The 26905-nt window shown below is 27.5% G+C and carries 39 protein-coding genes; 29 read left to right on the top strand and 10 right to left on the bottom strand.

Annotated features, from left to right (window positions below; genetic code table 11):
• A partial coding sequence (locus CRU91_RS12265) for a TonB-dependent receptor (protein WP_222718445.1) occupies nt 1–1347 on the top strand: 1347 nt, incomplete at its 5' end.
• A 104-nt stretch (nt 1348–1451) separates the two neighbouring features.
• Nucleotides 1452–2663 (top strand): ABC transporter permease, encoded by a 1212-nt coding sequence (locus tag CRU91_RS09175; RefSeq protein ID WP_113894931.1) that lies wholly within the window; start codon nt 1452–1454, stop codon nt 2661–2663.
• Between the two features lie 21 nt (nt 2664–2684).
• Here the strand turns inward: CRU91_RS09175 and CRU91_RS09180 are convergent, their stop codons facing one another.
• A complete protein-coding gene (locus tag CRU91_RS09180; RefSeq protein WP_113894932.1) occupies nt 2685–3935 on the bottom strand; it encodes an NAD(P)/FAD-dependent oxidoreductase in 1251 nt (416 codons plus the stop codon).
• A gap of 350 nt (nt 3936–4285) precedes the next feature.
• The gene (locus CRU91_RS09185; RefSeq protein WP_113894933.1) at nt 4286–4927 is read right to left on the bottom strand and encodes a S24 family peptidase; all 642 of its coding nucleotides are present in this window, start codon (nt 4925–4927) and stop codon (nt 4286–4288) included.
• A 210-nt stretch (nt 4928–5137) separates the two neighbouring features.
• Between CRU91_RS09185 and CRU91_RS12480 the strand changes: the two genes are divergently transcribed.
• Nucleotides 5138–5263, top strand: a complete 126-nt coding sequence (locus tag CRU91_RS12480; RefSeq protein WP_257119003.1) for a hypothetical protein — start codon at nt 5138–5140, stop codon at nt 5261–5263.
• Here the strand turns inward: CRU91_RS12480 and CRU91_RS09190 are convergent.
• Nucleotides 5247–5561, bottom strand: a complete 315-nt coding sequence (locus CRU91_RS09190; protein ID WP_113894934.1) for a hypothetical protein — start codon at nt 5559–5561, stop codon at nt 5247–5249. The genes CRU91_RS12480 and CRU91_RS09190 overlap by 17 nt on opposite strands.
• 351 nt (nt 5562–5912) lie before the next feature.
• Here CRU91_RS09190 and CRU91_RS09195 point away from each other — a divergent pair, with 351 nt between their 5' ends.
• The 14 genes from CRU91_RS09195 (at nt 5913) to CRU91_RS09260 (ending at nt 14110) form a co-directional block, all read left to right on the top strand.
• Nucleotides 5913–6140, top strand: coding sequence for a hypothetical protein (locus CRU91_RS09195; RefSeq protein WP_222718446.1), 228 nt, complete (start codon nt 5913–5915; stop codon nt 6138–6140).
• Between the two features lies 1 nt (nt 6141).
• Complete coding sequence (locus CRU91_RS09200) at nt 6142–8256, top strand: DDE-type integrase/transposase/recombinase (RefSeq protein WP_113894936.1); 2115 nt, start codon at nt 6142–6144, stop codon at nt 8254–8256.
• 3 nt (nt 8257–8259) lie between these two features.
• Nucleotides 8260–8964, top strand: coding sequence for an ATP-binding protein (locus CRU91_RS09205; protein WP_113894937.1), 705 nt, complete (start codon nt 8260–8262; stop codon nt 8962–8964).
• Nucleotides 8954–9793, top strand: a complete 840-nt coding sequence (locus CRU91_RS12405) for a hypothetical protein (RefSeq protein ID WP_113894938.1) — start codon at nt 8954–8956, stop codon at nt 9791–9793. The genes CRU91_RS09205 and CRU91_RS12405 overlap by 11 nt, the downstream gene beginning before the upstream one ends.
• A gap of 131 nt (nt 9794–9924) precedes the next feature.
• Nucleotides 9925–10179, top strand: coding sequence for a hypothetical protein (locus CRU91_RS09215; protein WP_113894939.1), 255 nt, complete (start codon nt 9925–9927; stop codon nt 10177–10179).
• 60 nt (nt 10180–10239) lie between these two features.
• Nucleotides 10240–10896 (top strand): DUF3164 family protein, encoded by a 657-nt coding sequence (locus CRU91_RS09220; RefSeq protein ID WP_113894940.1) that lies wholly within the window; start codon nt 10240–10242, stop codon nt 10894–10896.
• Nucleotides 10883–11326: a lysozyme gene (locus CRU91_RS09225; RefSeq protein WP_113894941.1), complete on the top strand. Its 444-nt coding sequence runs from the start codon at nt 10883–10885 to the stop codon at nt 11324–11326. Before CRU91_RS09220 ends, CRU91_RS09225 begins: the two co-directional genes overlap by 14 nt.
• Before the next feature lie 11 nt (nt 11327–11337).
• On the top strand, nt 11338–11559 hold the full coding sequence (locus tag CRU91_RS09230) for a hypothetical protein (protein WP_113894942.1): 222 nt from the start codon (nt 11338–11340) through the stop codon (nt 11557–11559).
• Nucleotides 11556–11804, top strand: coding sequence for a hypothetical protein (locus tag CRU91_RS09235; RefSeq protein WP_113894943.1), 249 nt, complete (start codon nt 11556–11558; stop codon nt 11802–11804). Before CRU91_RS09230 ends, CRU91_RS09235 begins: the two co-directional genes overlap by 4 nt.
• Entirely contained in the window at nt 11797–12006 is a 210-nt protein-coding gene (locus tag CRU91_RS09240) for a hypothetical protein (protein ID WP_113894944.1), read from the top strand. The genes CRU91_RS09235 and CRU91_RS09240 overlap by 8 nt, the downstream gene beginning before the upstream one ends.
• A 52-nt stretch (nt 12007–12058) precedes the next feature.
• Nucleotides 12059–12289: a hypothetical protein gene (locus CRU91_RS09245; protein WP_113894945.1), complete on the top strand. Its 231-nt coding sequence runs from the start codon at nt 12059–12061 to the stop codon at nt 12287–12289.
• Nucleotides 12270–12575, top strand: a complete 306-nt coding sequence (locus tag CRU91_RS09250; protein ID WP_113894946.1) for a hypothetical protein — start codon at nt 12270–12272, stop codon at nt 12573–12575. Before CRU91_RS09245 ends, CRU91_RS09250 begins: the two co-directional genes overlap by 20 nt.
• A complete protein-coding gene (locus CRU91_RS09255; protein ID WP_113894947.1) occupies nt 12568–13476 on the top strand; it encodes an AAA family ATPase in 909 nt (302 codons plus the stop codon). The genes CRU91_RS09250 and CRU91_RS09255 overlap by 8 nt, the downstream gene beginning before the upstream one ends.
• A 223-nt stretch (nt 13477–13699) precedes the next feature.
• Entirely contained in the window at nt 13700–14110 is a 411-nt protein-coding gene (locus CRU91_RS09260) for a phage protein GemA/Gp16 family protein (protein WP_113894948.1), read from the top strand.
• 11 nt (nt 14111–14121) lie between these two features.
• Here CRU91_RS09260 and CRU91_RS09265 read toward each other — a convergent pair whose 3' ends face one another.
• Nucleotides 14122–15390: a putative phage abortive infection protein gene (locus CRU91_RS09265; protein ID WP_113894949.1), complete on the bottom strand. Its 1269-nt coding sequence runs from the start codon at nt 15388–15390 to the stop codon at nt 14122–14124.
• A gap of 3 nt (nt 15391–15393) precedes the next feature.
• Nucleotides 15394–16203, bottom strand: a complete 810-nt coding sequence (locus tag CRU91_RS09270; protein ID WP_113894950.1) for a TIR domain-containing protein — start codon at nt 16201–16203, stop codon at nt 15394–15396.
• Between the two features lie 138 nt (nt 16204–16341).
• On the opposite strand from CRU91_RS09270, the gene CRU91_RS09275 reads away from it, so the two are divergent.
• Nucleotides 16342–16584, top strand: coding sequence for a Mor transcription activator family protein (locus tag CRU91_RS09275; RefSeq protein WP_235826991.1), 243 nt, complete (start codon nt 16342–16344; stop codon nt 16582–16584).
• Here CRU91_RS09275 and CRU91_RS09280 read toward each other — a convergent pair.
• The 5 genes from CRU91_RS09280 to CRU91_RS09300 form a co-directional block, all read right to left on the bottom strand.
• On the bottom strand, nt 16581–17096 hold the full coding sequence (locus CRU91_RS09280) for a phage virion morphogenesis protein (RefSeq protein WP_113894952.1): 516 nt from the start codon (nt 17094–17096) through the stop codon (nt 16581–16583). The genes CRU91_RS09275 and CRU91_RS09280 overlap by 4 nt on opposite strands.
• Nucleotides 17097–17178: 82 nt before the next feature.
• A complete protein-coding gene (locus CRU91_RS09285) occupies nt 17179–18399 on the bottom strand; it encodes a phage head morphogenesis protein (RefSeq protein ID WP_113894953.1) in 1221 nt (406 codons plus the stop codon).
• Nucleotides 18392–19780, bottom strand: a complete 1389-nt coding sequence (locus CRU91_RS09290; protein ID WP_113894954.1) for a phage portal protein family protein — start codon at nt 19778–19780, stop codon at nt 18392–18394. Before CRU91_RS09290 ends, CRU91_RS09285 begins: the two co-directional genes overlap by 8 nt.
• Nucleotides 19781–19783: 3 nt before the next feature.
• Nucleotides 19784–21382, bottom strand: coding sequence for a phage terminase large subunit (gene terL / locus CRU91_RS09295; protein ID WP_113894955.1), 1599 nt, complete (start codon nt 21380–21382; stop codon nt 19784–19786).
• A gap of 109 nt (nt 21383–21491) precedes the next feature.
• Nucleotides 21492–22007: a DUF1804 family protein gene (locus CRU91_RS09300; RefSeq protein WP_113894956.1), complete on the bottom strand. Its 516-nt coding sequence runs from the start codon at nt 22005–22007 to the stop codon at nt 21492–21494.
• A 196-nt stretch (nt 22008–22203) separates the two neighbouring features.
• On the opposite strand from CRU91_RS09300, the gene CRU91_RS09305 reads away from it, so the two are divergent.
• The 11 genes from CRU91_RS09305 to CRU91_RS09350 are packed head-to-tail and all read left to right on the top strand — an operon-like array spanning nt 22204 to nt 26905.
• A complete protein-coding gene (locus CRU91_RS09305) occupies nt 22204–23034 on the top strand; it encodes a phage protease (RefSeq protein WP_113894957.1) in 831 nt (276 codons plus the stop codon).
• Between the two features lie 12 nt (nt 23035–23046).
• Nucleotides 23047–23529, top strand: coding sequence for a hypothetical protein (locus CRU91_RS09310; RefSeq protein ID WP_113894958.1), 483 nt, complete (start codon nt 23047–23049; stop codon nt 23527–23529).
• Between the two features lie 11 nt (nt 23530–23540).
• The gene (locus tag CRU91_RS09315; protein WP_113894959.1) at nt 23541–24524 is read left to right on the top strand and encodes a major capsid protein; all 984 of its coding nucleotides are present in this window, start codon (nt 23541–23543) and stop codon (nt 24522–24524) included.
• Nucleotides 24515–24838 (top strand): hypothetical protein, encoded by a 324-nt coding sequence (locus CRU91_RS09320; RefSeq protein ID WP_113894960.1) that lies wholly within the window; start codon nt 24515–24517, stop codon nt 24836–24838. The genes CRU91_RS09315 and CRU91_RS09320 overlap by 10 nt, the downstream gene beginning before the upstream one ends.
• On the top strand, nt 24829–25170 hold the full coding sequence (locus CRU91_RS09325; protein ID WP_113894961.1) for a hypothetical protein: 342 nt from the start codon (nt 24829–24831) through the stop codon (nt 25168–25170). The genes CRU91_RS09320 and CRU91_RS09325 overlap by 10 nt, the downstream gene beginning before the upstream one ends.
• Before the next feature lie 9 nt (nt 25171–25179).
• A complete protein-coding gene (locus CRU91_RS09330) occupies nt 25180–25506 on the top strand; it encodes a hypothetical protein (protein ID WP_113894962.1) in 327 nt (108 codons plus the stop codon).
• Nucleotides 25499–25738, top strand: coding sequence for a hypothetical protein (locus tag CRU91_RS09335; protein WP_113894963.1), 240 nt, complete (start codon nt 25499–25501; stop codon nt 25736–25738). The genes CRU91_RS09330 and CRU91_RS09335 overlap by 8 nt, the downstream gene beginning before the upstream one ends.
• Entirely contained in the window at nt 25725–25853 is a 129-nt protein-coding gene (locus tag CRU91_RS12485) for a hypothetical protein (RefSeq protein WP_257118999.1), read from the top strand. Before CRU91_RS09335 ends, CRU91_RS12485 begins: the two co-directional genes overlap by 14 nt.
• On the top strand, nt 25850–26164 hold the full coding sequence (locus tag CRU91_RS09340; RefSeq protein ID WP_113894964.1) for a phage holin family protein: 315 nt from the start codon (nt 25850–25852) through the stop codon (nt 26162–26164). Before CRU91_RS12485 ends, CRU91_RS09340 begins: the two co-directional genes overlap by 4 nt.
• A 4-nt stretch (nt 26165–26168) precedes the next feature.
• Nucleotides 26169–26351, top strand: a complete 183-nt coding sequence (locus tag CRU91_RS09345; RefSeq protein ID WP_113894965.1) for a DUF7210 family protein — start codon at nt 26169–26171, stop codon at nt 26349–26351.
• Nucleotides 26348–26905: a hypothetical protein gene (locus CRU91_RS09350; RefSeq protein WP_113894966.1), complete on the top strand. Its 558-nt coding sequence runs from the start codon at nt 26348–26350 to the stop codon at nt 26903–26905. Before CRU91_RS09345 ends, CRU91_RS09350 begins: the two co-directional genes overlap by 4 nt.

Raw genomic sequence — 26905 nt, forward strand, 5'->3', positions numbered from 1 at the left:
GATATGGCAAGTATCGAGAAAGTAAAAAATTATAATCCCGATTGGATAGAAAATGAGTTTAAATCAAATAGAGTTGAAAATAGTATAAGATATGATATCAATGATATTTTTACACTAAGAACAAATACCTTCTATGAAAAGATGAAACATAAGGCAAGAAATATTAATATAACATATAAGAATGGCTATTCAATAGGTGATGATAGTTGGTCTGGCACTTGGTCAAGTAATGATGCTTGGCAAGAAACAAAAAATTATGGAACAAATATATATTTAGATTCAAAATTTAATACAGGAAGTGTTGGTCATACTATAACTACAGGATATTCTTTAAGTGAAAGTACAAATTATAAACATAAAGATGAAGGTAAATATTATTTATATAAAAACAATATGACATTAGGTGAGTTAAAAAAACTTGATATACCTAGAACAGGTTATATTTCTTTTACTGGATATGATACAATAGGGGAAGAAGCACTTACTAAGAGCAGAGAATGGCAATTTGAAAATATCTTAATAGGTGATGATATAGTATTTAATGAACAATGGAGTGCATTAGTTGGATTAAACTATGCAACAATAGTTTTTAATAATAATCAAAATAATACAAAATACAAAGAATCAAAACTTACACCAACACTGTCTTTAATATATAAGCCTTTTGAAAACTTAACAACTTATGCGACTTACATTGAAAGCTTAGAAGAAGGAACTATTGTAGGGAGTTACTATCAGAATGATGGCGAGATTTTAAGTCCATATAAAAGTAAACAATATGAAATTGGTGCAAAATATAGTATGTTAGATGAAAGAGCTTTATTAACAGCCTCGTTATTTAGGATAGAAAGAGCAAATCAATATACTGATAATACAACAACACCAAAACCAACTTTAACTCAAGATGGAGAAGCTATCCATCAAGGTATTGAAATTGGACTTATAGGAAAAGTAACAGATAACTTAACTTTGATGGGTGGAGTGACATTTATGGATTTAGGTATAGAAAAACATACTAATAAAGATATTGAAGGTAAAAAACCAATAGAGGCTGCTACAAAAATGGCAAAGCTTTATTCAGAGTATAATATTCCATATATAAATGGTTTATCTATCAATGCTGGTGCATATTATACGGGTAAAAAATATTCAGATGAGGCAAATACAGATATTTTACCAAGTTATACTCTTTATGATGCAGGACTTAGATATTCTACTAAGTTAGGAAATTATCCTACAAGTTTTAATCTAAATGTACAAAACTTAACTGATAAAGTTTATTGGACAAATGGAAATATGTTAGGCGATCCTAGAAGTGTTGCTTTCTCTATGAAAATGGAGTTTTAATAATATTTAAAAATAAAGAGAGTTTAGGCTCTCTTTATAGATTTTTTATAAATTGTAAAGATATTTAAAGTACAATAGTCAAATTAAAAATATTAGGAATTACTTTGAAATCTATTATTAAAAACTTTTTTATAAATAATTTTATATATAAAGGTAAAGAAAAATTATCGAAAATCACCATTTTAGCTTTGGCCATTTTAGATATTTTTATTTTAACTATACTTTATCAGGGGATAGATTTTCAAACACAAGTTTTAAATAATCCAAGTACAAAATTTCCATATGATTGTAGAGATATTTTTGCTTACAATTCAAAAGTTGATGATTTTAACAACTATATATACAATCCAAAAAATTATTCTTCAAAATACCAAAATATAAAAGATTTAGAAGTTGATAATAGATGTAATTTAATTTATGAGAAAATAGATTTTATAAAAGATAATATAGATGTAAAATTATTGAAAAAGACAAATGAAGAAATATCAAATAAATCTTATGAATTAAATAATCAAATTTCATATTTAAAGGACAATTACAACACTATATTATTTGAAAAACTAAGTAATCAAGATGTTGATAAGTCGATTATTGAAGGAGATTTAACAGCTAAGAATATCAAGGATAAATATGATAATTTATCATTAGAATTAGAAAAACTAACAAAACAAAAGGAAGATTTATACAATAGCTTTAAGGAAAATAGTTTTGTAAAAGAATTTAATTTATATATTGATTCAAATAAAAATATTATTTTAGAAGATATAGAAAGTAGCGAAAAATATTATTCTATTAAATATGAATTGGTGATTTTGCTATTTTTAATACCTTTAGTTTTGATTTTCTTCTATATTATGAAAAACTATCTAAAAAAAGATAGATATATTTTATATATTATTTTTAAAAATCTTTTAGTTGTTACTTTAATACCGACTTTGATTTCACTTTTGAGTTTGATAAATATTTTTATTCCAAATATTTTTATAGAAAAACTTTTAATGTTTTTTTATAATTTAGAAATACCTTTTATTGTTTATTATTTTGCCATTGCAATTGCTATATTGTTTTTTATTTTTATAATAGTAAAAATACAAAAAAGATTTAAAGATGATAATGAAAAACTAAAAAATAGTAAAATATCAATCATTGAATCTTATAGTAGAAATCTTTGTAATAGTTGTGGAACTAGAGTTGATTATATAAATATGAATTATTGCCCTTGTTGTAAGAATGAGTTAAAAATAGAGTGTCAAAATTGTCATAAAGATACTATAAAAGGTTTAGGGTATTGTTTTAATTGTGGTGATGAAATATAAAGAGTAGAAATTTTACTACTCTTAATATTTACCTTGATAGAATCCAGAAAATAAAAGAATATCATCAGAGTTTTTGTTTTCTAAATTATTTACAATCAAATCTTTTAATATAGAAGCAAGAGCTGGACCAAATGTCATTCCAAGCCATCCTAATCCCATTCCATAAATTAAATTTTTATATTTTTCGTCTCTTCCAATTAAAGGCATGTCATTGGGTGTTAATGGTCTAAAGCCAGTCCACTCAACTATATTTTTCATCTCAAAAGGAATAGTATATTTTTTAAAGTTTTCTTTTATACTTTCTATTTGTTTTTTTACTATTTTATGATTGGTAGAACCTATTTCTAATTTTGATGTAATTCTTACATCATCTCTTCTTGGTGTCATAACAATAAATAAATCAGAAAATAGTGTTGATGTAATTGGTTGGAACTCTTTTGGCATATTAAAGGTAATACTATAGCCTTTTGCTGGAATCATCATAAGATTTTGTTTTAATTTATTTGCTAAATTAGTTTGATAACCAGTTGATAGGATATATGTATCAGCTTCATAAGTATTTAGAGTAGAACTAATTGATTCGATTTTTGTATCAGAATACGTAATATTTGAAATTCGTTCATTTAATATAAATTCAACTCCATTTTCTTTTAAATATCTTTTTAGCTCTAATATAGTTCTTTTAGGATCGAAATGAGTATTTCTTTTAAAATGAATAGCTCCTTTTACATCATCTGTAACACAAGGTATAAAATCTTTAATTCTATTTTTTTCAATAACCTCAAAAATATCATCATTTTTAACTGCATAATCAAGTAGTTTTTTATTATAACTTTTTTGTTCTGTAAAAACTGATAACATACCTTTTCTATGGAAATCTAAATCTAGTCCATCAATTTTTTGCATATTTTCATAACTATTATTTGATATATGACCATACTTTTCAAATAAAGCAAGGGTTCTTTTTAATCTATCTTTATTTGCACTATTGATAAATTTCCATAACCATTTATATATATTTATATCTAAAGTTGGATGTATATTTACAGGTGATTCACCTTTAATCATAAGTTTTAATGTATTAAATACAATTCCTGGATTTGCAAGTGGACCTTTATCAAAAGCAGATAATAAACCTGCATTTCCAAAAGAAGTTGAATTTGTAATATCATGTTCATCTATAATTGTAACTTTTCTACCTACTTTTATAAGTTCATAGGCCGTAGTTAAGCCCATAATTCCAGCACCAATTATTATAATATCTCGTTTCATTTAATAACTCCTTATGTGAAGTATTGTTTAAAATGTAAGTAAAAGAATAAGAGGCTTTTTTTCTTAATTAGCCCTATTTAATGGTATTTATAGACCTTTTTACAATGCGGTTGTAGAAATGTAACTGCATTAAACTTTACTATACAAACTCTTTAACAATATTTAACACTGTTTTATACATATTATAGCATTAAATGATGATGAGTTTACCTACATACCTTTTTTATAAATAAGTAAGCGGTTGTAAAAGTATAGTAATACAACCTAGCAATACAACTAATACAACTTGAAGTAATACAACCTAATTTTTAAATTAAGTAGTTGTAAAAGTTAAGTAGGTAAACATATGTTTATCTTTGAATACTTAAAACTTTTATACCTAATACTTGAAAAGGTAGTTGGTTTTCTTTTGGATTGAAAACTTCTTTATCATATTTGTCATTATCTGAAATAATAAGTATAGTTCCATCCATTTTAAATTGAAGTCTTTTTATGAGTATTTGTCCACCATATTGAATAGCATATATACCATTTGTACCAAAGTTTATATTTTCATCTATTAAAACATAATCGCCATCTCTTAGAGTTGGCTCCATACTATCGCCATCTACTTGAATACCTTTAACTTTATTTGTATTTATAGGTGTTCTAAAAAAGCTTTTATCTAGTGAAATTGTATCTACCGTTTCTATAACATAGTTGTAAATTCCTTCTCCTGCACCAGCTCTAACATTTAATAAATCTATATTGTAATTGCTTGATATTAAATTTACATTATTTTCTTTAAATTTATTTCCTCTGCCTGTTAATAACCAATTTATATTAATATCTTCTTTATCACAAACTTCAGCAAATGTATCAGTTAAAGTTTTTTGATTTGTCAAGAAATTGTTTACAAGTTGTCTTGAGATATTGTATTTTTTTGATAAGAAAGCATTATTTATTCCTTTTTCACTCATAACTTGAGAAAATCTTTCACTAATTTTAGACAATTTAAACCCCTTAAAATGGCAATATTTGTATTTATGTAAATAAAATATTTACAAAACTCTTGACAAATGTAAATAAATCATTTATACTTTCAAAAGTTAATCAAATGATTAATAAACATTATAACAAAAAGAGATAAAAAAATGTTTTTATCCTGAGTTCTTTAAAAAATCATTGTTAAGGGGATAAATTTTTTAATTAAAGGATTTATTATGAAAAAAAAGAAAAATAGCTTTTTAAAGAGATTATCAAAAATAAAAAAGAAACAAAAAAAAGGATTTGCTTCTTTTGAAGGTGGATACCTTGGAATAAAAGTAAGAGCTAGAGAGTCTCTTTAATTCTCTCTAGGTTATTGTGAATAACATTGAGTCTTTCATCAAACATTTTTGCTACATTTTGAGTTCTTTTGTCAGTCATCTCATTAAATTGTTCTACTATGAATTTTTTATTTTTCAAAAAACTTTTTGATTCTTCTAATGTTTTAGAGTTGTATATCTCATTGTAAATATCATAAAAGTCTGTATTGAGTTTCTTTGCTTGTTCATTAAATGAAACATTCAAATCAAATTGTAATTGCAATAAGTCATGAATTTGAGTTTGAAATTCAATTAGTATTTCTTTTAAATTATTATCCATTGATAAGTCCTTTTTTATGATTTTGTTTTGTGATTTGATTATAACAAAAAGGGCTTACCAATATCCCTTTAACTATGTTTTTTGAACATAAAGTTCTTTAAAAATTTAAGCCACACTCCAAACTGATTGGCTGAACTGTTAAAAGATATCTTGTATTTGGTTGAGAGTAAATACAAAGATTGAGGTGTAGGTGTAGATACCAAGAAAAGAAAAGTCTACAACATAATATATATGGAAGTATTTATTATTAAGTCTTAGTAGAAATGAGCACTCAACTAAGGCTTAACTGTGAATATTGACTTAAGATAAATATTTGAAGTGAGTATTTATTACTTAGAAAGAGAGGTTGATTTGATTAAAAAAAGTTTTAAAGATAAGACTCTTAAAGAGAGATTTGACGATAGAGGATTTGCAGTAAAAAAATATGCTACTGCTTATGGAGTGAATCAAGCGATACTTAGCTTAGTTCTTAATGGTACTTTAGTTGGGAAAAATAATATCAATGGTGATACTAGAAAGATAATAGCCCAACTTAAAAAAGATAGTGTTTGGATAGGAAAGCTTCCTTGGGAGGTGTGATGTGGAGTATACAGAGAAAAATTTAGTTGAATTTTTTAATATTTCACAACAATCTGTTTCAAAAGCACTTAAAGATACTCATTATGAACTAAAAATTATTGAAGGAAGTTTTAAGCCTGTAAAACACTATCAATTTGAAGATTTGCCTCAGAGGTATAAAGATAAATTAGTAGATCTTGGAGTTGTGCAAGATGATAAAACTGAAGATATAAAATCTTCTAATATTACACAATCAAATTTTACTGAAGTTTATTTGATGTCCAGTCCTATTAAACAAGAAATAGCACTTGCAAGATGTAAATTAATTAAATTTTATCTTATGCGAAAGTCTAATACAAATAGAATGAAGTGGCTTAAAGAGACTTTAAAAAATAATATAGAGTTTGATTGTTTAGGTAGTGTAACAGAACGTCAATTGAATATATGGCTTAGAAAATATAAAGAAGCAGAGATAAGTGGCAGTAATGTAGTTGAAATCTTTATAGATAAAAGAGGTGCTAGTTCAGGTGCTGGAATAAAAAGTTTAGATGATAAGATGAAAGAGGTAGCTATTGCTTATTTTATAAAAGATAGCATTATAAATATCTCTGAAATATATCTAAATATGAAACATAAGTTCGGTGGACTTATGCCATCTTATGATGTTTTGAATAGATTTTATAGAGAATGGAAAGATAAAAATCCACTTATATATGAATTTTCAAAATCTCCTGATAGTGCAAAAAATAAATATATGCCAGCTTTCGGAAAAGCAGATGAAAAAGCTAAATATAAAAACCATTATTGGGAACTTGACTCAACTCCTGCTGATATTATTTGTTCCGATGGTAAGAGATATACAATCTTAGCCGCAATAGATGTATTTACAAGAAGAGTTGTATTTCATATAGCTGATAGTTCTAGCTCTTATACTATTTCACAACTTCTTCGAAAAGCAATTATAAAGTTTGGTATCCCTGAAAATGTGATTATAGATAATGGTAAAGATTATACATCAAACCATTTTATGAGTGTTTGTTATAACTTAAAGATAAATCCAATCATTGTACCACCATTTAGTGGAGATAAAAAACCACATGTTGAGAGAATATTTGGAACTTTAAGTAGACAGTTATTTATGCAAGTGCCAGGATTTATTGGAGCAAATGTAAGTCAAAAAGCACAAATTCAAGCAAGACAATCTTTTGCACAAAAGATTAATTCAATAGAGGCTTGGAGAAGGTTAAATGCTTCAAGAACTGATGAAGAAAAAAGGCTTATAAAGGATGCTTGGAAAATCAAAAAAGAGAATTTAGGACTTAGATTGGAAGTTCTTAAAACAGCAGATGAATTGCAAGACCTTTGTGATAAATGGGTCTCAAATCTTTATGAGCAAGAAAAGCATGGTGGCTTAGGAATAAGCCCTGTGATGAAATGGAATAGATGTCCATTTAGTGTTAAGTCTATACCTAATACAAGTATGTTGAATTTACTTCTTGGTGAAAGTATTACAAGAAAAGTAGGTAAAAAAGGTATTGCTCTTGATGGGCTTATGTATTGTCATGATGATTTAGTTGATTACATGGGACAAAATGTATTTCTTCTTGTTCCTGATGATATGGGATATATATTTGTTCATCAAACAAATATGGAATTTATTTGTATAGCTGAAGACCCAGCATATACTGGACAAAGTAGGTCAATGGCAAAAAGAGCAGCAAAGAAATGGAATGCACTTACAAAACATCTTGACAAAATGCTACATGAAGCTAAGAACTTGGCTGATATTACAATCATTGACAGAATTGAAGCTGTAAAAGATAGAGTTGAAACTCATACTATTGCAGTTACAAAACGAAGTGAAGTTATAGATGCTGTTATTAAAAATACTCCAGTTATTGAAGCTGAAGATTTAAAAGCTTTAGAAAAGTCAAATAAATATGACTTCAAGAATAAAGATGAAGAGGGTAAACCACAAAAGGTTCTCGAGAGTGGAAGACCACAATTTAAAGGAAAAGTTGAGAGGTTTATTTGGATATTAGAAAATCCTGAACAAATGAATGAAAAAGATAAGGAACTGATGGATAAATATCCAGATTTATATGAAATCGCAAAATCACAAGTAAAGGTAGGATAAAAAATGCAACATAGATTTATAAAAACAACAAATTATATAGATTGTTTGGAAGCTATGAAAGAACTAGAAAAACTTCCAAGAGATATGGAAAAAATGGGGCTATTTTATGGAAATGCTGGAAGAGGTAAAACTTTAATTATAGAAAAAATAGCAATAGATGAAGGTGCTGCATTAGTAAGAACATTGGGAAGTTGGACACCAAAACAGATGATGATAGATATATGTGAAGCTTTGGAACTTATGGATACTGGAACTACTGCAACTTTACAACATAGAATAATAGATGAACTTACTATGAATAAAAGAATACTTATCATAGATGAAGTTGATACTTTATTTATGAATGGAAAGAAACAACTACTTTTAATGATAAGGGATATACATGACTTAGCAAAAACTCCAATTATATTAACTGGAATGGAACAATGTGACAAAATGTTCAAAAGAGACACTCACTACTATGAGAGGTTTTCAAGAAAAGTAAAAATGGGAGATACAACAAAGCATGATATTAAACAACTTTGTTTAAATTCTGATGTTGAAATAGAAGATGATTTAGTAGAACATTTCTTTAATAAATATGGAAATTTTAGACCCGTAAAAGTATTGATTAATGCTTTAGAGGAGTATTGTGAAAACAATGATTTACAAAGTGCTAGTTTAAATACTTTTAAATCAAGTGGTGTGGAAAAAATAAATGCAAAATAATATACTCGAAGATAGAGTTCGAAGATATATAAAGATAAAAAAATTCTTCCTACTAAGTGATGCACTACTTGTTACAAGTTTAAATAAAAATACTCTTTTAAATATACTTGATAAGCTTGAAGATGAAGGATTGATCATCAAAGATAAAGATGAAAAATCTTTGATGAATAGATCCTATATTGTACTTTTAAATAGAAATAAAAAACTTTTAAAAGCTAACAATATAAGGATAAATATTGAATTAATAAAATCATTAAATAAGATTATGAAAGTCCTTCAGGATTTACAAAAGCAGGACATTTACTATTATGAATTATTTAAACTCACATCTTTTACTAAAGGAGTTTTTGCAAATTTAATTAAGACTTTAGTCTCTTTAAAAATTTTAACACAAAGAGTTGAACTTGAAAACAAAGAAAATAGAAGTTTTAGAATAAATAGATATTTACTAGATGTTTTACTTACATTCTTAAAGCAAAAAAAATATAAAGATTTACAAGAAATTTTAGATGGTAAAAGAGAGTTACAGTATGTAGAAGTTCCTGATGAACTAGTTAGTGTAATTGGAATAATTATAAAAAATGAAGTTTTAACAATAAAAGAATTGGCTCATCTATCTAAATTAACTACAAGAAGAATAAAAAAATGGTTGTGTTTAATGACAAAGTTAGGGATTGTATTGGATTTCTTTAAAGAGAATACAAAAGAGGTTCACTATGTTTTTTCAAACAGAAGGGCTAAAACGGTTTTAAAACATATTAATAATGGAGCTTATGAAAAAGATAAAGAGTTAAAACATTTATGGTCTATAAAAGCTACTAAATCTTAACAAGGAGATAGAAAATTGATAGGTATGTTATTTATAGCAAGTGCTGGATTTGTATGTGGTTATATGGTTTGTTCTATAGTAAGAAATAGAGATAAAAAAGATAAGAAAATACCTTTTAAGGAGGATATTAAATGAGTGCAAATACTCCAATAGTTAGAAAATTTCCAACAGAAGATGATAAATATAGGTTTTTGATAGGAAAAGGTGGAGTTGGAATACAACTTAGTGAAGATGAAGCTATGAGTGTAGCTAGAAGATTAGCTTTATTGTTAGGACTTTGTGTGCTTGAAAAAGGTGTGAATATGCCTTTTGCTATTCTAAATGCAAATCAAAATAGTACAAGAGAAAAGCCTCTTGGTGGTGATGATACAGAAGAACATTCATAGAGCTATCTTATTTTCAAGATAGCTTTATTGAGTGCTCAAAAAATATATAAAAGGAGATTTATGCCAACAGTAAATGAAAAAGGTATGTGGCGAAATAAAGAAGGTGATTTTATCCATCCTGATATGATAACACCTGATAAGCAGCTTGAAGATGAAGTTGTGGAGAAACTAATAGATAGTGCAATAGTAGTACAAAATAGAATGATTAACTTTAAAGCTAAAGCTTTTGAAGAGTGTTATGGGTTTGTAGATCTACTTCGACAAAAGTATGATATGGAAAGAATAACTTCAAGAAGTGGAGCTGTTACATTAAAAAATTTTGATGGAACAAAGGCAGTTGAGATACAAGTTGCAAAGCTTATATCTTTTGATCAAAAATTATCTTTAGCAAAAGAGAAAATAGATGAGTATTTAACTTTAAAAACAAATGGAGCTGATGCAGAGATACAAACTCTTATAACTAGAGCCTTTGATGTGAAAAATGGAAAAGTAGATGCAAAACAGATACTTAGTCTTAAATCTTATCCTATATCTCATGAGCTTTGGAAAGAAGCTATGAGTATGATAGATGATGCAATAGAGATAGTTGGTACAAAAAGCTATATAAGATTTAAACATAGAAAAAATGGTGAAGTAGATGGAAGTTTGGAGCATATAGTTTTAGATTTAGCTGGACTTGAAATACCAACAGAAGAGGCTAAAGATGACAATATCTAACAAAGGCTTAGAACTTATAAAAGAGTTTGAAGGTTTTAGTGCAAATGCTTATCTTTGTCCTGCAAAAATACCAACTATTGGTTATGGGAATACTTTTTGGGAAGATGGACGAAAAGTTAGAATTGGTGAGCAAATAAGTAAAAACAAAGCGGAAACTTTACTAAAACAAATTGTTACAAAATTTGAAATAGGAGTTAGTGCAAGAGTAACTATAAAAATAAATCAAAATCAATTTGATGCTCTTGTAAGCTTAGCTTACAATATAGGGCTTGGAGCTTTTGAAGATTCTACACTACTTAGACAATTAAATCGTGGTAACTTTGAGGGTGCAAGTAATGAGTTTTTGAGATGGAATAAAAGTGCTGGTAAACCTTTGCTTGGTCTTACAAGACGAAGAGAGCGAGAAAAGACTCTTTTCGATGCAGTCTAAAAAGGAGTTAGATGTTAAATGAAGTAACTAGATTAACAAAAGGTGATTTTTCAAGGTTTAAGAATAAAAAATATCAAGTTAAACAGATTGGTTTTGTTGGCTCTAATGTTATATCAAAACAAAATCTTGAACGTTTTAATACTAGAGATGAAGCTATTAGGTATTTAAATGAATTAGATAAGAAAAATCAAGACAAAGATGTCTATTTTAAAATAAAAGAGGTTTATATATGAACCCTCAAGAAACTTATTATTTTGAAGAGAAAGAAGCTGGAGAGAAAGCTGAAGCTGAAAAAATGAAAGGCAAAAAGAAAGTTTATGAATGGATGTACAAAGTTAGTAATGAACAACATTGGCATGTATTGAGTAGGCTTATGACACCTGATGAAGTCAAAATATGGCTTAAAAATAGTGAATTAAAACCTATTAAATATAAAAAAACTGGTAGAGAATTTATAGTAAAGGTAGATAATGGATAAAGAGATAAAAGTAATATTCAAAAAAGAAAATTTACTTAGATTTAAACAAGAGTGGATGACAGCTAAAACAGATGAAATAGATTGTGTAGTTTGTAGTGAACTTGAAGGTACAAAATTACAAATTATGATTAATGGAGATAGTTATGTTGCAGATGTAGCAGATATAGCAAATGATTTAATAGAAAAAGTAATTTCAAAATAATTTCATAGAGCACTCTTTGAGTGTTCTATTGAGATTATTAATAGGAGGGAAAATGAAAAGTATAGCTTGGTATGTTTTAAAAGACAAAATATTTAAGCTTGAGGAAAAAATATCTTTATTGAAGAACTTTTTATATCAAACAAAAGAACACATTTTGGAATTGGAAGACAGGCATACAACTAGTAGCCGTAAAGATGATTTAAAAAAGTATGCAAAATGGTTAAATAGAAAGATATTGATATTAAAGTTAAGAAAGGTAAAAAATGAACATACTAACAGTTAATACAGGCAATGAAAAACTAGATGAAGCTTATAAAAGGATGCAAATACATATTTGCACCTATGATAAGGTTGATGAGTTTATGAACTACTTTAGAACTATCACAAAAGATAAAAAGGAGGATGAACTCTTAAAATGGCTTTTAAAAGTTTTATTTTGGGAGTTTAAATATGGAAGAGTTGATAAAAAACACGATTTTGATTTATTGCTTGAGAAAGTTGGAACAGCAAAAAAAGAGCAACTAGAAAAGTGGCTAAAAGATAATTTAGAAAAGGTTGAAAATGTTTAGTTTTTTAAATGGAAGTATTTTAGAACAAAAAGATTTTATTTTAGAAGATAGAAAAGCTTATATAAAAGATTTTCTTTATTCTAATAATGTTTTACTTATCTACTCTCCACCAAAACAAGGTAAAACATGGCTAGGATATGGAATAACTACAACACTAGCTAAAAGAGAAGATATAAGAGCTATTATTTATGTAGATATGGATAACAGCTTATCTTCTTTAAATGAAAGAGCAATAGATAATAAACTGATAAATATACCTAAAGTTAGATATGTGAGTCGTGCTAAGACTGATTGTTCACCTCTTGAGTATCTTAAAAAAATAGATGATGAAGCAAAAAGAGATAACTATAAAGATGTTGTATTTGTACTAGAAACTACAAAAGATTTTGTGGATACAGATAGTAAAAGTCAGTCTGAAGAGTTTATGAAGATAGTGATGAGAATGAGAGATGCAGGTGCAACAATTATAATAATGCACCATGCAACTAAAACTGGTAAAACTATCTCAGGAGTTCAAGTATTTATAAACTCTCCTGATAATGTATATGAGATGACTCAAAAAGCAAAAGAGACTGATAAACTACATTTTATGCTAAATGTAACTCACTCAAGAACTTTGGTAAAAGATATAGGGCTTACAGTTTCTACACAAACACTAGAACTTGAAAAGCTTGATGAAGTATATGCAACTATGAGCGAATATGAAGAGAGCTTTGTAAGAGCTGCAAAAGGTGTTTTAGAAAATAACCCTAATGGTCTTACTAAAAAAGAGCTTCTAGAAATGCTAGGATATGAGAAAAATGACAATACAGCAAACGATACTATCAATAAATATAATGGTAAATTTTGGGAATGCAAACAAGAAAAAAAAGGCAAACCTTACAATATATCACTTTTATAGTACTACTGCTACGACCGTTACGACCGCCACAAATAAAGCCCTAGAATAGGCAGTCGTAGCAGTCGTAACGGTCGTAATAAATAATAAATCAAAACTATTATTTAAATTAATAAAAACTGCTACCACCGTTACAACCGCCTAAATATAAGCCCTATAAATGGCAGTTGTAACGGTGGTAACGGTTGTAGTAAAAATGATATAAAATTTAATCAAAGGATAAAACATGACACAAGCACAACTAACATATAAAAAAAGTCTTATTCAAAAAATACAGATAGTTAAACATAATGTATTTTTTGATGATGAGATGAGAAAAGAGTTTATGCTCTCTCGCTTTGGAGTTGATAGCACTACAAAGCTAAGTATAGATGAACTAAAACTACTTTTAGATTTTTGCAATAGAAATGTAAGTGATATTCCTATGCTTAAAAGAGATACAAAAGAAGTTTACAAAATAACATTTGCACAAAAAGAGAAAATAGGAGTTATTTGGCAAGAAAAGGCTAGAGATAAAAGTGATAAAGCTTTGCTTCAATTTGCTTGTAAAATAGCAAGATACAAAGCTTTAAGACTAGATGACTTTACAGTTTTTGAATCACAGGATATTATTACTGCTCTTGAGAGGATGTATTAATTTATTCTTCTTTATAAAGTATAGTTTTTTGCAACATCTTTTGGAGAATAATCTAAGATAGCTAATTTAGTATCTATCTTATTTAAATAGTCTGACGGTTCTTTTTTTAATAATTGTAAATATTGCTCAAGTTCTTCATTGGAAAAATATTTATAAAAATCTAAGTATTTATATTTATATTCATGCTGATTATTTTTTTTGTTTTCTGGTGAACCTATTTCACTATTTATTTTATCTTGAATTTCACTATTTATTTTATCTTGAATTTCACTACTTAATGATTCTACTATATATTTATTTTTTATTCCAAAAGCTTTAATATCATATATTGATTTATAAAAAATATACTTAAAAAATTCATTCTCTTTTTCAATATTTAAGTGCTCTAAAAATTCAAATTCTTCTATAAGAAGTTTAAATCTTGTTGAGCCAATACTAGCACTACAATGATAAAATAAAAGTTTTAATTCTTTAGATGAAAATTGAGCTCTAAATAGATCCGAATATTTCCTTTTATCTTCTATTTCATTAGTTGATATAAATTTAAGTATCTGATATATATTTCCAAAATAATGTCCTATAATATCTGAATAACATTGATGAATAAGATCATAAATTAAAGTTGGTTTTCTATTTTTATTGAATGAGTTGGTTTTAGATTTATTTTCGATAAAGTCATCAATATTATTACAAATTTTTTCTATAGAATCCCTACCAAAAATTGATGTATTTGACTCATTATTCCTTTTTATTAAATCAAATTTTATTGTATCATGAGGAAAACCATTAATGACTTCTGTTTCTGAAACATAATCTATGAAATGATTTCCAAACCTCAAATTATTTACTATTTCATTGTGTAACCTTATCATATTAAAAAAAGTGTTTTCAAAATTTTGTAGTTTTATGGAATTACTTTGTTCTCTTAAAGCTTCAGCTGAGTCTTTTGTTGCTTGTTTAGTTTCACTCAGCTCTTCTCTTGTAAGTGATAGTTCTTTTTGTTGTAGTATTATAGTCATTAAAAGTGCCATAAATGTGCAAAATGTTAAAAGTGGATTTATCATTCCACCGAAAAAGTCTCCAAATGCTCCTAATTTATCAATATCATAAAGACAAATAACTAAAATAAGTTCAATTAAAAATATAGATCCAATAATACATAAAGCTATAATAAAAATATAAAATAAACTTTTTCTTGTTTTTCCTTCATCATTTAATGTATTAGATAATTTTGAATAGATTTTATCTAAAAAATCTAGGTCTTTTTTATTTTCTTCCATGATTTATCCTACTAATAAATTTAAGTCTATTGTATATCCTGCTGTTCGAAGTTCTTTTGCTAAAGGTAAATGCCAAGAACCATTATTATCCATATGTGTATAAACCACTCCACTTATGTCCCCTGGTGTTTCAATACTTCCTTTAACCAATGGACAAACTTTATCTCTTCCTAATAATCCAATTAAATAACCATGTTCAAATACCACATTTTGTCTAGCTCTTGATTGAAGATTATCTTTATCTTTACCTCCAATATCACAAGCTGTATATAAAACAACTCCAAAACCAACTTCTCCTGCGTAAGATTCAATTTTTTCAATAATAGTTTTTTGACTACTTGCTTGTTCATGTAAAATGATAGGTTCTAAGCCTAATTTTTCTAAAAATCTAGCGACCTCTTGTTTTGCTCCATTATCATGTCCATGTACTATAAACACTTTATTTGAATTACTTGTATTAATTATTTGCTTAGGCTTATTATCTTCTATAACATCATCATCCCATTCTTCAACTTCTTCAATAAATGATTCAATTAATCCTTCCGCATTTAATCTTTGTTTCATATGGTGATTAAAAAATACTTCATTTTTAACTTCTGGTATAAGATAACCGTTAGTTTTATATTCAAATTGTATATCAATAAAATCAGTTGATTGTCCATTTATATTTTCAAATATTTGCTCAATATATCTTTTTGATTTTCTTAACCATTTATTGAACTCATTATTATTGCCATTAAATTGATATTGAGGTAACTTCTTTAGTTCTTGAATTAAAGAATTTAATTTTTCTAATGCTTCAATCTTTGTCATATCTATGTTTCCTAAAATAAAATCTTATATTCTACTTTAAGCACCATAAAAACTACATATATAACACTTTGTTATACTATTGCAAAATGTAATCAATTTAGCTATAATCTCCCATATTATTTTATAAAGGAGTTCATTTTGTTTACTATTGAAGATATAGCTGAAGCTGTAAAAAAAGGTGTACCAACTGAACAACTTTATAAAAAGTTTGGTGGATTTTCCGTATATATTCCTAAAGTTATGCCTGATTATGAAAAAAAGGTATTAGCTGAATTTAACGGATATAATCATGCTACCCTTGCTACAAAATACAATGTAAGTATGAATACTATATATAAAATTATAAGAGATCATAAACCAAAACAAGCAAAACTTTTTTAAGTTCTTTTCTTTTCATCTAATAAATAATCTGTTATATCTTCTATTAATTCATCTTTTAATTTTGTTGGTAAGTCTAAAGAATCAGTAAAAGGCATATATCTTCTTTGTTTAATATTCCTCTTATTGTCCCCAAAAAAATGTGTTGCTGCATATACCTTACTTGCATATATTTCTGAACTATCTTTTGTTGCTTCATAATCTATTGATTTAAATAGATCACCTTCTTTGATTAATAGTCTTTTTTTATCAATTTTGTTTTTAAAACTCTTTGTATGGCTTTTCTTATTTTTAGTAAATGCTTTCTTTTTACCACCAGTTTGTGCAAAAAGAGAAGTAGAGCTTATAGGACTCCAAGCTCTACTTGTTATAGGATCTTGTTCCTTCTCAAAACTCTCTAAAGATACTCTTTTGACTTTTTCCCCAATAGTGTGCATAATAGGTTTTAAATTTTTTGTTTTATCTTTAATGCTGGTTAAATAATCCTCTAATTCTTGAATATTTACTTCAATCATTGTATAATTCCTTACTAAGATAGATGTACACTTAAGTGGTAAAGTGGCAGGTAACTGTGTTTGTGTATTCGAAATGCACCATCTATCTTTTTTTAATTAATATATAAATTCCACTTTTTATATTTCCAATTATGTTACTACTTTGTACTTTGCCAGTAGTTACAATTCTGTTGTACTCTTGTGTTTTTGATATATAATTTATCTCTATTACGATTTTAATATCTTTATCTAGATAGTCATTAAAAATATATAAGATATTTTGGTGAACTGTGTCATATAAAATCATATCAGGGTTGTTTAATGTAATAGGAATATTTCTAATATCTTCTAAGCTTAATGCAGTTTCTTTTTTGATTTTAACCTCTCTTTGCATGTGAGTTAAAGCTTTTTTATCTAAAAATATATGTGGAGTAATTGGAATTAGATTTTTTGTTTTTAAGAAGTTAAAAACTTCAAAACTTATTATACCTGCTGGAATAATGTTTTTATAATAGCTTTTGTCTTTTGATACTTCATCTACGAACTCTTGATAGTTTTTTAATCTATCAAAAGAGCTTATATCATCTAGTGCTTTATTGATTATATTATCACTATTAAATTTTAAGGCTTGTAAATAGTAGGCATTTTCTAAACTCTCAATAGATAGATGTCTTACATCATAAGCAAAATCATTTTTTATATGCCCTGTATAATCTTTGGTATCTAATACTAAACCTAATCTTTCTAAATCTTTTTTACTTAGAGATATAACATAACATTCACAACCAAATCCATTTGGTGGGTAATATGTAGCCCAAAATTTGTCATTTCTATGTTTTACCATATTGTGTAAAGCTTTATGATCTATTCTTCTATTATTTCCATATAGTAGGGATTTGTATTGTATAAACTCATTTGTACTACTATAAATATTATTAGCACTTCCAACAGCATAAGCCATTCTAGTATTTGTATGAAATATAACTCTTAGCCTTCTTGAACCAATATAAAACTCTTTTATCTCTCCTGTATTTGGATTTATGGCTTCTTGCTTTCCATACCATCCTTTTTTAATTAACGTTTGTTTTATCTCTCTCTTCCATTTATCAAAACTTTTTCCATCTTTAAGACTACTAACTAAAGATTTTTGAATATCCTCCAATAGATCTAGTTTTGATATTTTAGCAACTGTAAACGCTTTATGATGAGCCTCTTTTTGAATATCTTTATAATCAAAACTAAGCTCTACATTTTTATCTTTTAAATATTTTATTGTATTTTCAGGGCTTGTACTAAAGTTTAGTTTGTGAAACACTTTAGGCATTTAAACTTCCAGATATAGTCGCATTAAACATATAATTTTCAATAAGGCTTTCTAAACTATCTAAATTTAGATTTTCATACTCTTGAGAGATAATTAAAATAGCCTCTTGATAGCTATCGGCTTTTTGCATTATGTTCTCTATATTTTTTAAAATATCATCTTCTGTATTTTTAGTATCAAGTTTATTTAACTGAATATCAAGTTCTGAATTGGCAAGTTTTTTATTAAATTCTACGAATTTGTAGTTTTTATCTATGTTATTGTTCTTTGGCTTTTGTTCGCTTTGTGCCTGATTATACTGAGTAGAACTTTCATATATCAATGAAAACTTCGGATACTCTTTAATATTATTAAAATTTAAGTCACATATTTTTTTTATAAGTTCATTTATAGTGTCGCTAACTAGTTTCATATCTGCTTCATGATAAGAGTCTTTTATACTGTTATGAACATTATCCCTTGCAAAACTTCCACTAGTATTTGAAGAGCTAGATATACTACCTCCTAAAATTATATGTGTTATAGCATTATCACAATATTTAATAAAGTTTAAAAACATATCACTTGAGGCTTTACCTTCTACCAATGATACTTTGTCATCTTTTCCAAAAACTCCAGCACTTCCACTTCTTAACTCTAAAACTTGCTCCATCATCTCTAAAATAGTATCTTTATCATTTGAGTTTGAATTTACTATAATTGGAGGAACTCCTAAAAGCTCACAATAATTCATACTCTGACCAACAATAAAATGTTTAATAGTAAAAATCCAAATAAGAGTTGATAAAATAGAGTAATCTAAAATATCACCAGAACTCATTTTGTGAGTATGTAGTAAAAACTTATAGCTATAATCATCTAAATAGTATTTATTTAATTTATTGTCCTGTACAAATAAGCCTTTTTTATCATCTAGTTGTACTAAAATTTGTTGTATAAAATTAAATTTTGTAGGTAAAAAGTAAGTAACACCATCTATGCTTTTTGAATCCCAAATTAAATCTATTAGAGAGTATCCATATTCAATACCTGAGTTTATATCTGCTAAAAGTGAAGTTAGCTTTATATTTAAAAAATAGTTTTCAATAAAGTTTAATATTCTTTTATCTTTACCATCTATTTTATATTTTGCACCAATTATTTCAACTTGTCGTTCTTTTAAATCTCCACTTATTTGCCAATCTCTTTTGAGCATGGTTCTATATAATTTCATTGTTTGAGTGAAGTTTTGGTTATTTAGAATATCTTTAACAGTACCTATATTTATATCATTAAATATTGTTGCTTTTGAACTATAATTTATACCTTTTATAACAATCTTTTCATTTAAAGTTTGTTTCTCTTTTTGTATTGTTTTATTCTTTCTTTTTTTATTTATCATTGTTTAATACCTTTTTTTTAAATAGTTAAATTTGTTTTTTAAAGATTGTTGAACTTTTTTTACATCTTTGAAGTTTGCAGTTTTGTATCTTGCTACTCTGTAAGCCATTTCACCACTATCAGGAGCATCATCATGTTTTGCTTTTGGATATTTAATATATTGTTCGTTGTAAGCTTTCATATTTGGATTAAATAGGATTGTTCCATCATTTACATTTGGTGCAATAGACTCTATTCTTAGTGCTTTTCCAGCTTCACTATTTGCCAATGGAGTTACTGGGAAATGTATCTTTTCTTTTATGGCTTTTTTCTGAACAGTATCTTTATAGTACTCTTGAAACTGTACGATTTCAAAACCTATGTTTTGTAGATAGTAAGTTTGTGCATATTTAAGCATTCTTATAGTTACTTCATCAGGGTGAATTCTCGCTATAAAGCCATCAACTATAAAATATTTATTTAAACTAGGAGAGAATCCTAAAATTGTAATAGCAGCAAAATCTCCTTTAGTTTTTCCCAATGCAGAGTCTACTCCCATGTAATAAACTAAATCAGCTGGTAAATAAGAGTAGTATTGCATTTTGAATATTTGAGAAGCTTCATCATGTGAGCTCATTTGTATCTCTTCATTGAAGGCTTTTGGATCTTCAAAATAGTCTAACATTAAAGAGAATATTACGGGATAATCCATATCTATACCTAAACTTAACCAGCTTGTGTCATCTACTTTTAATCCTTCTTGTAAAAGTTCTATGTTTTCTAAATAGAATGAGTATGCCTTTTTAATATCACTATTTTTTGCAATACCATATAGCTTTTCCCATAAATCAATATTTTTAGGAAATGTTATAATCCCTGGATAGATGTGTGTAGATACATCTACTCTTTGACTTAATCTCATAAGTGGGGAATCATAGTGCAAGACAGTTCCTAGAAACCAAATATTGTAAGGTTTATTTCTATTAGAAAGCTTGAATAATACTTTTATAATCCACTTATAAAGCTTATCTCTTTGATCTGGATTTTCTATATTTACATCATTTTCCAAGTCATCACAATAAATATCATCTGGTCTTGAACCCATAAAGTTTTTACCTCTTATTCTTGTTCCACTTCCAAAGGCTTGATACTTTATAAAATGTCCTTCAATATTTACAATAAAAACTTTTGCTTTCCATACCCAACCTTTTTGAATTAAGAAATCAGCTTTGAGCCTTTTGTTCTCTTCAAATTCTAGTTGTATTGCTTCTAAGTTTTCAGTTGCTAGTTCTGCACCATCACTTACTTGAATAGCATACTTATGTATTTTTCTGATACTCCTCCACATACATAAAGCTCGTGAACCCATTGTTGTTTTTGCACTACCTCTAAATGCCAAGAACTCATTTATTCTATTTTTTTCAAACTCTTTTATATCTTTATAAAACTCTTTTCTAAATGAAGAAGTCTCTTTTTTATTATGATCTAAATAGTGTGGAAGATAGTTTTCTACAAAAAATCTAAACTCATTTTTTGCTTTCTCTACTCTTTTATTTTTTCCAGAGTCATTTTGAGCTTGTAATACTGCTAATCTATTTTTTAAGTCTGAATAATCTAATAACATTTAAAAACCTTTTTAAAGCTATCTAAGACCCCTCTAAAAATGCTTAATTTGTTTTTGTCGTATCTTTTATTGATTTGAAGTAAAAAAGGCTTTAAGGCTAAAGTATGGCTCATTTTGATTTTTTCACTTTTTCAACGGTTTTTACAACAATATCTTCAAAGTGTTCATTTAAAAAATCTATAAAATCATTTTTATTTTGTTCATCACAAAAATCTATGATAGTATCAAGTACTAATCTTGAAGCTTTATCAGCTACTCCTTTGCAATCATTTACAGCAGGTCTTTTTAATTTGAAGTAATTTGTTGCAAAACTGTTTAGTTTTTCTAATCGAGCTTTTGGATCTTCTATTTGCTCTATACTATTTTTCTCATTTTCGAATGCATTAAATAGTGTTGTTAGAAATTGTTGCTGATTCTTTTCAAAATTCTCACTAGAAGTTAGGTTATTGTAATTTTTGTTTGATCTTATTTCATCCCAGTCTATACCTAAATCTTTATCTTTCTTTTTATGATAAGAGACTGTTCCTCTGTTTATATTAAGCCTAGTAGCTATTTCACTATCTCCTAAACCATCCTCTATGTATAATTTTTTTATAACTGCCTTTTTACTTTTGTCTTTTGCCATTATTTACTTCTTTCATTTATGGAATGTTCTTCCATCTATTTCTACTTTTTAGTTGTAATTATAATCCTGTAAATACAGGCTATTAAAAAATGTAGTTTGTAATATTTTTGATATCAATTTTCCCAAAAATCTTAAAAAATTAGCTTTTCAAGAGGTGTCATAATTCTGTTTTAGAAAATTAGAAAGGAAAAAAAAGATGAATGAACACTTGAGACGTCTTTTAGAACTAAACTATAAAGCTAAAGAGAAAGTACTTATCTCTCCTGTTGGTTCAGTAGTTGGTTTAGATGGTCGTACATTCAATATTGATGGTGCTATTGTTATTGAAAATACAAAATCAAATGGTATTGATTTGGTTTTTGAAGTAGATCATGGATTTGGTGAACATGGAGGAAAAGCAGCTGGTTGGTTTAAAGTTGATACTTTGGAATTGAGAGCTGATGGTATTTATGCATCTTTAGACACAACACCTTTAGGTGATGAATTAATTGATAAAAAACTTTATAGATATGTAAGTCCAGCTTTTGTGATGGATAGAAATAAAGATGATAGATCAGTTTTAGCACTTGATAGTGTTGGACTTGTTAATAGACCAAATCTAATAAAAGATGCTTTAAATTCTAAAGATCAAATACTAATTAAAGATTTGAACTCAAAAGTTGAGAATTTAGAACTTGAAAAAAATGAAGCTATGAAAACAGTTGAAGCTACATCTAAAGAGTTAAGTGAGACAACTGATAAATTAACAGAAGCTAATAGTAAAGTTGAAAAAGTTGAAAAATCGTATGAAACAGCTTTAGAAGCAAATAAAAATCTAAAAATTGATTTAGCAGTTGAACAAAATAAAATTTTACCTAAAGATAGGGAGTTTTGTAAAAGCTTAAATGATGAGCAACTAGATAGTTACATTCAAAATAATGCAGGAAGCATACTAGCAAAAGAGTTAGGAAAAAATATAGATTTGAAAGAAAATAATAGCTCTAAGAATTTAATAGATAAAGCAATAGCTGCTGGATCTAAAAAATAGAAAGGATAAAAAATGCAAAAGAATCAAGCGTATAAAGGCTTAAGTACAAGAGGTGTAACACAAGATGATGTTATTTTAAAAGTAAATAAATCTCTTAGTGCAACAGTTATTCTAACTAAAGGACAAATAGCTGGTGTAGGAGAGTTACTTGTATCAAAAGATGGTGGTAAAACTTTTAGATTAGCATATAAGCAAGAGTTAAATGATGATGGAACATATATCAAAGAAGATGAAGTAGTACATGAAGGGATTATATACAAAGCTTTAAAAGACAATGTATCTATTGCAGATATAGAAGATAATACTTCTTGGAAAGAGCTAGGTAAGTATGTAGTAAATGGATCTTTAATGGTAACTTTCGAAAGAGAAGCTGTTGATGAACAAGAGAGTTTTAGGGCTGCTGTTATGGTAGATGGTGAGTTGTTATATACAAATTTAAAAAATAAAAATGAGCAGTCAAGAGTGGTTGCTTATCCAAATATTTTAATTAAATAAAGGGATTTAAAATGAAAGAGTTATTAAAACAGTTGATCGCTCAATGGGGGATTGTTGAAGCTGTAAAGATGATAAACCAAATTGTTACACCAAATAACTATTTTGAGAAAAAGTTTTTTACAGATAAAGAGGGTAAATATGCTGATAATTTAGTTATCCCTATCATGAGAGGTGACACTATTATTATGGAAGCAATTCCAAGTGGAGCACCAAGACCAGTTACAGGAAATGAATCTATACATAAACTAAATGTTGAACTAGCAAGATTTGCTGATGAAGCATTAATTAGTGTTAAAGATTTAAAGCATTTGGCTAGTTTTAATGATGGTGACAAACAAGCTGAGGAGTTTGCAGTTATTATTGGTAGAAAAGCTGGGCTTTTAAAAAATAAATTTACAGCCACTAAAGAGTTTATGAGATTAGGTGCAATCTTAGGAACTGTTAGAGATGGGAGTGGTAAAACTTTATTTGAATTTAGAGATGAGAATATAGAATCTCTAAAACTTGGTTCAAATGTAAATCCTGAAGCAATCTTTGAAGAGTATGAAGATGATTTAGTTACAGAGTTTGGATATACACCTGATTATATGATGCTAACAGATAGAGAGATGTATAACGGAATTTATCAATATGCTGTTGATAAAGGCTTAGTTAAATCTGGTCTTGTAAAAAAAGTAAAAATTGATGGTGTTACAGAGATTGATTATGCTGGTAGGTCTGTTAGACCTATTACAAATGCCTATGGCGATGTACATGGAAATCCTAGAAAATTCATTGAAAATAAAAGAGGTATCTTGGTACCTGTTGGAGCTGATGGATTTAAAGAATATTTTACACATGCAGAACATATTGATGCAATAGATGGAGCACCAGCTGAATATTTCTCAAAAGTTGAAGAGATGAAAGATGGAGAAGGTGTGAAACTTATAGCTGAGAGTGTTTGTATTCCTATTAATACAAGACCTTATTCTGTTAGAAACGTAAAATGGAATTAAAACAAAGGCTTGAAGTAAGAGCAAAAGCAGGAGTTAGTAATCCTGCTGAAGTAACAAATGATGCTTTAGATTTGGCTTTAAAAGAGGCTTTTGAAATAGTTGGTAAAAAGCAAGTAAGTGATACTACAAAACTTGATATTGCTTTTTTTAGGTTGATGATAATGATTAAAAAGAGTGGTGCTAGTGAAGATGATATGGAACTATATAAAGCAGCTTTACAAATTGTAAAAAATGCAAATAGTTTAGAATCAACTGGAGAAGAAATACCAGCAAATTTTGTAAAAGTAAAACAAAGGGGTAACTCATGGCAATAGATAAAGCAAAAGCAAAAGTTAAAAAGATTCTTTCTCTAGATTTGATTGATGCAGTAGGAATAATAAATACTCAAGGTAATTATATATATTTAGTAGGTACAAGAAGAGAAGATACTTTAAACACAAAATATACTTTTGCAATATCTATTATGGGGCATAGTTTAGTTGGAAGTAGTGAGTCAAGTGAGCAGTTATTAGAACAAGCTTTAAAAGAGATATATGACTATGAGGTTGGAACTGCAAAAGATTTAGAAGTGAGCTCAAAGCTTGTTGAGTTTGAAGAGTTACTAGGATATGTAGTAACTTTATCATTAATAGAGACAACAAAGTAGGGTAATGTTATGAACCTTTTAAGAGGAATAGATTTTAAAACTATTTTATTTATTGTTTTAGGTTGTGTTACAGCTTTTGTTTATTTATCTAAAAATAATCAAATTGATTCATTAAAAGATAAAACAATAACTACTCAAGAAGATTTAATTAAAAATCAAAGAGACCTTAGGACTTGCGAAAATAAGCTACAAGAACAAAATAGACAAATTGAAGATATGAGGGTTGAAGTTACTTATAAAGAGCCTGAAACAATAGAAAAAATAAATAATATTTATCTAAAAGATAAAACTTGTGAAGCTGAATTAAAAGCTTATAAGGAGTTATTCAATGACTAAATTAGTTTTAATATCTTTCTTTTTTGTTTTGGTTTTTAGTGGTTGTTCTACAAAAGTTCAAACAGAATATATCTATAAGGATGTTTATATTCCTGTTAAATGTAATGCAACAATTCCTATAAAACCTAAGAATGATGGAAGCTTTGAATCTAATAAGAAAAAGATGATCTATTTTTTAAGAGTTGAAAGTTTATTAAAAGAGTGTGTAGGAGCAGAAGATGAGAACAACTAGTAAGAAACAAAAAACTAAAACAGAGTTTAAAGTTTATGATGAATTGCTTTGCGTGATAGTTCTTATTGTTTTTGGATTATTTGCTTATGAAATGTTACTAAAGGCTTCAGTATGAAGTTTGATGATTTCCTTTTTATGCTTTATTTAGCTGTTATTAGTTTTCTTGCAGGTGTTATTGGACTTATAAATAGGGCTGAACATAAATCCAAAGAGAGATTAAAAGATAGATTTCTTTTTTTGTGGTCTGGTGGAATTAGTTCTGTATTTATAGGTTTTGTAGCTTATGAAATATGTTTTTATTTTACAGAGAATCAAAGGTTTTGTGTTGCTGTGAGTGCTTTTTGTGCTTGGATTGGTACAAAATTATTACTTGAAGCTCAAACTAGAGCTTTGGATTTTATTCAAAATTATAAAAAGAGGAGTTAAATAGATGAAAGTAGAAGTATTAAAACCTTTAAATCATAAAGGTAAAACAGTTGAGATTGGAAAAATTATAGAACTAGATGATGATACTGCTAAAAAACTTATTGTTGTAAAAGCAGTTAAAACAGTTGAAGAGGTAAAAGCACAAAAAAATGAAAATAAAAATCTAACAATAGGAGAGCAAAAATGATTACTGAAGGACAAAGATATATCGGTGGTGGGAAACTATTTTTTACAGAGAATAAAATAGGTGCAAGTGAAATTGAAATTGGTGAGATTCAAGAAGCTTCTTTAAATGTTGGTGTAGAAACTGCTGAAGCTTTTAGTAAAGATAATACTATGAAAAAATTAGTTGAAAAAGTGCCTACAAATATAACTGGAAGCTTGAAGTTTACAACTCAAAAAATAAACTTAAATAATATGGCTATGGCAATGCTTGGAACATTAACAGATGAAGAGTTTGATATAGGTGAAGTTTTACCTGATGGAACAACTGCAACAACTTTAACAACTGTTCCTGTAATAAAAATAGGTGAGAAACCTATTATTGAAGGTCAGTTTAGATTTGTTGGCGATGAAGATGGTGCATTTAAACCAGTTTTAGTTGTGTTTAATGCAGCAGTTACTCCAAGTGGTGAGTTGCCTTATATTACAGATAATTTCGCAACTTTAAGTTTTGAAGGTGCTGTTTTAAAAACAGATAATGGATATGCAAAAGAGTATAGAATGAAAGTAGGAGCATAG

Source organism: Aliarcobacter vitoriensis (assembly GCF_003316695.1).
Lineage (GTDB): Bacteria > Campylobacterota > Campylobacteria > Campylobacterales > Arcobacteraceae > Aliarcobacter > Aliarcobacter vitoriensis.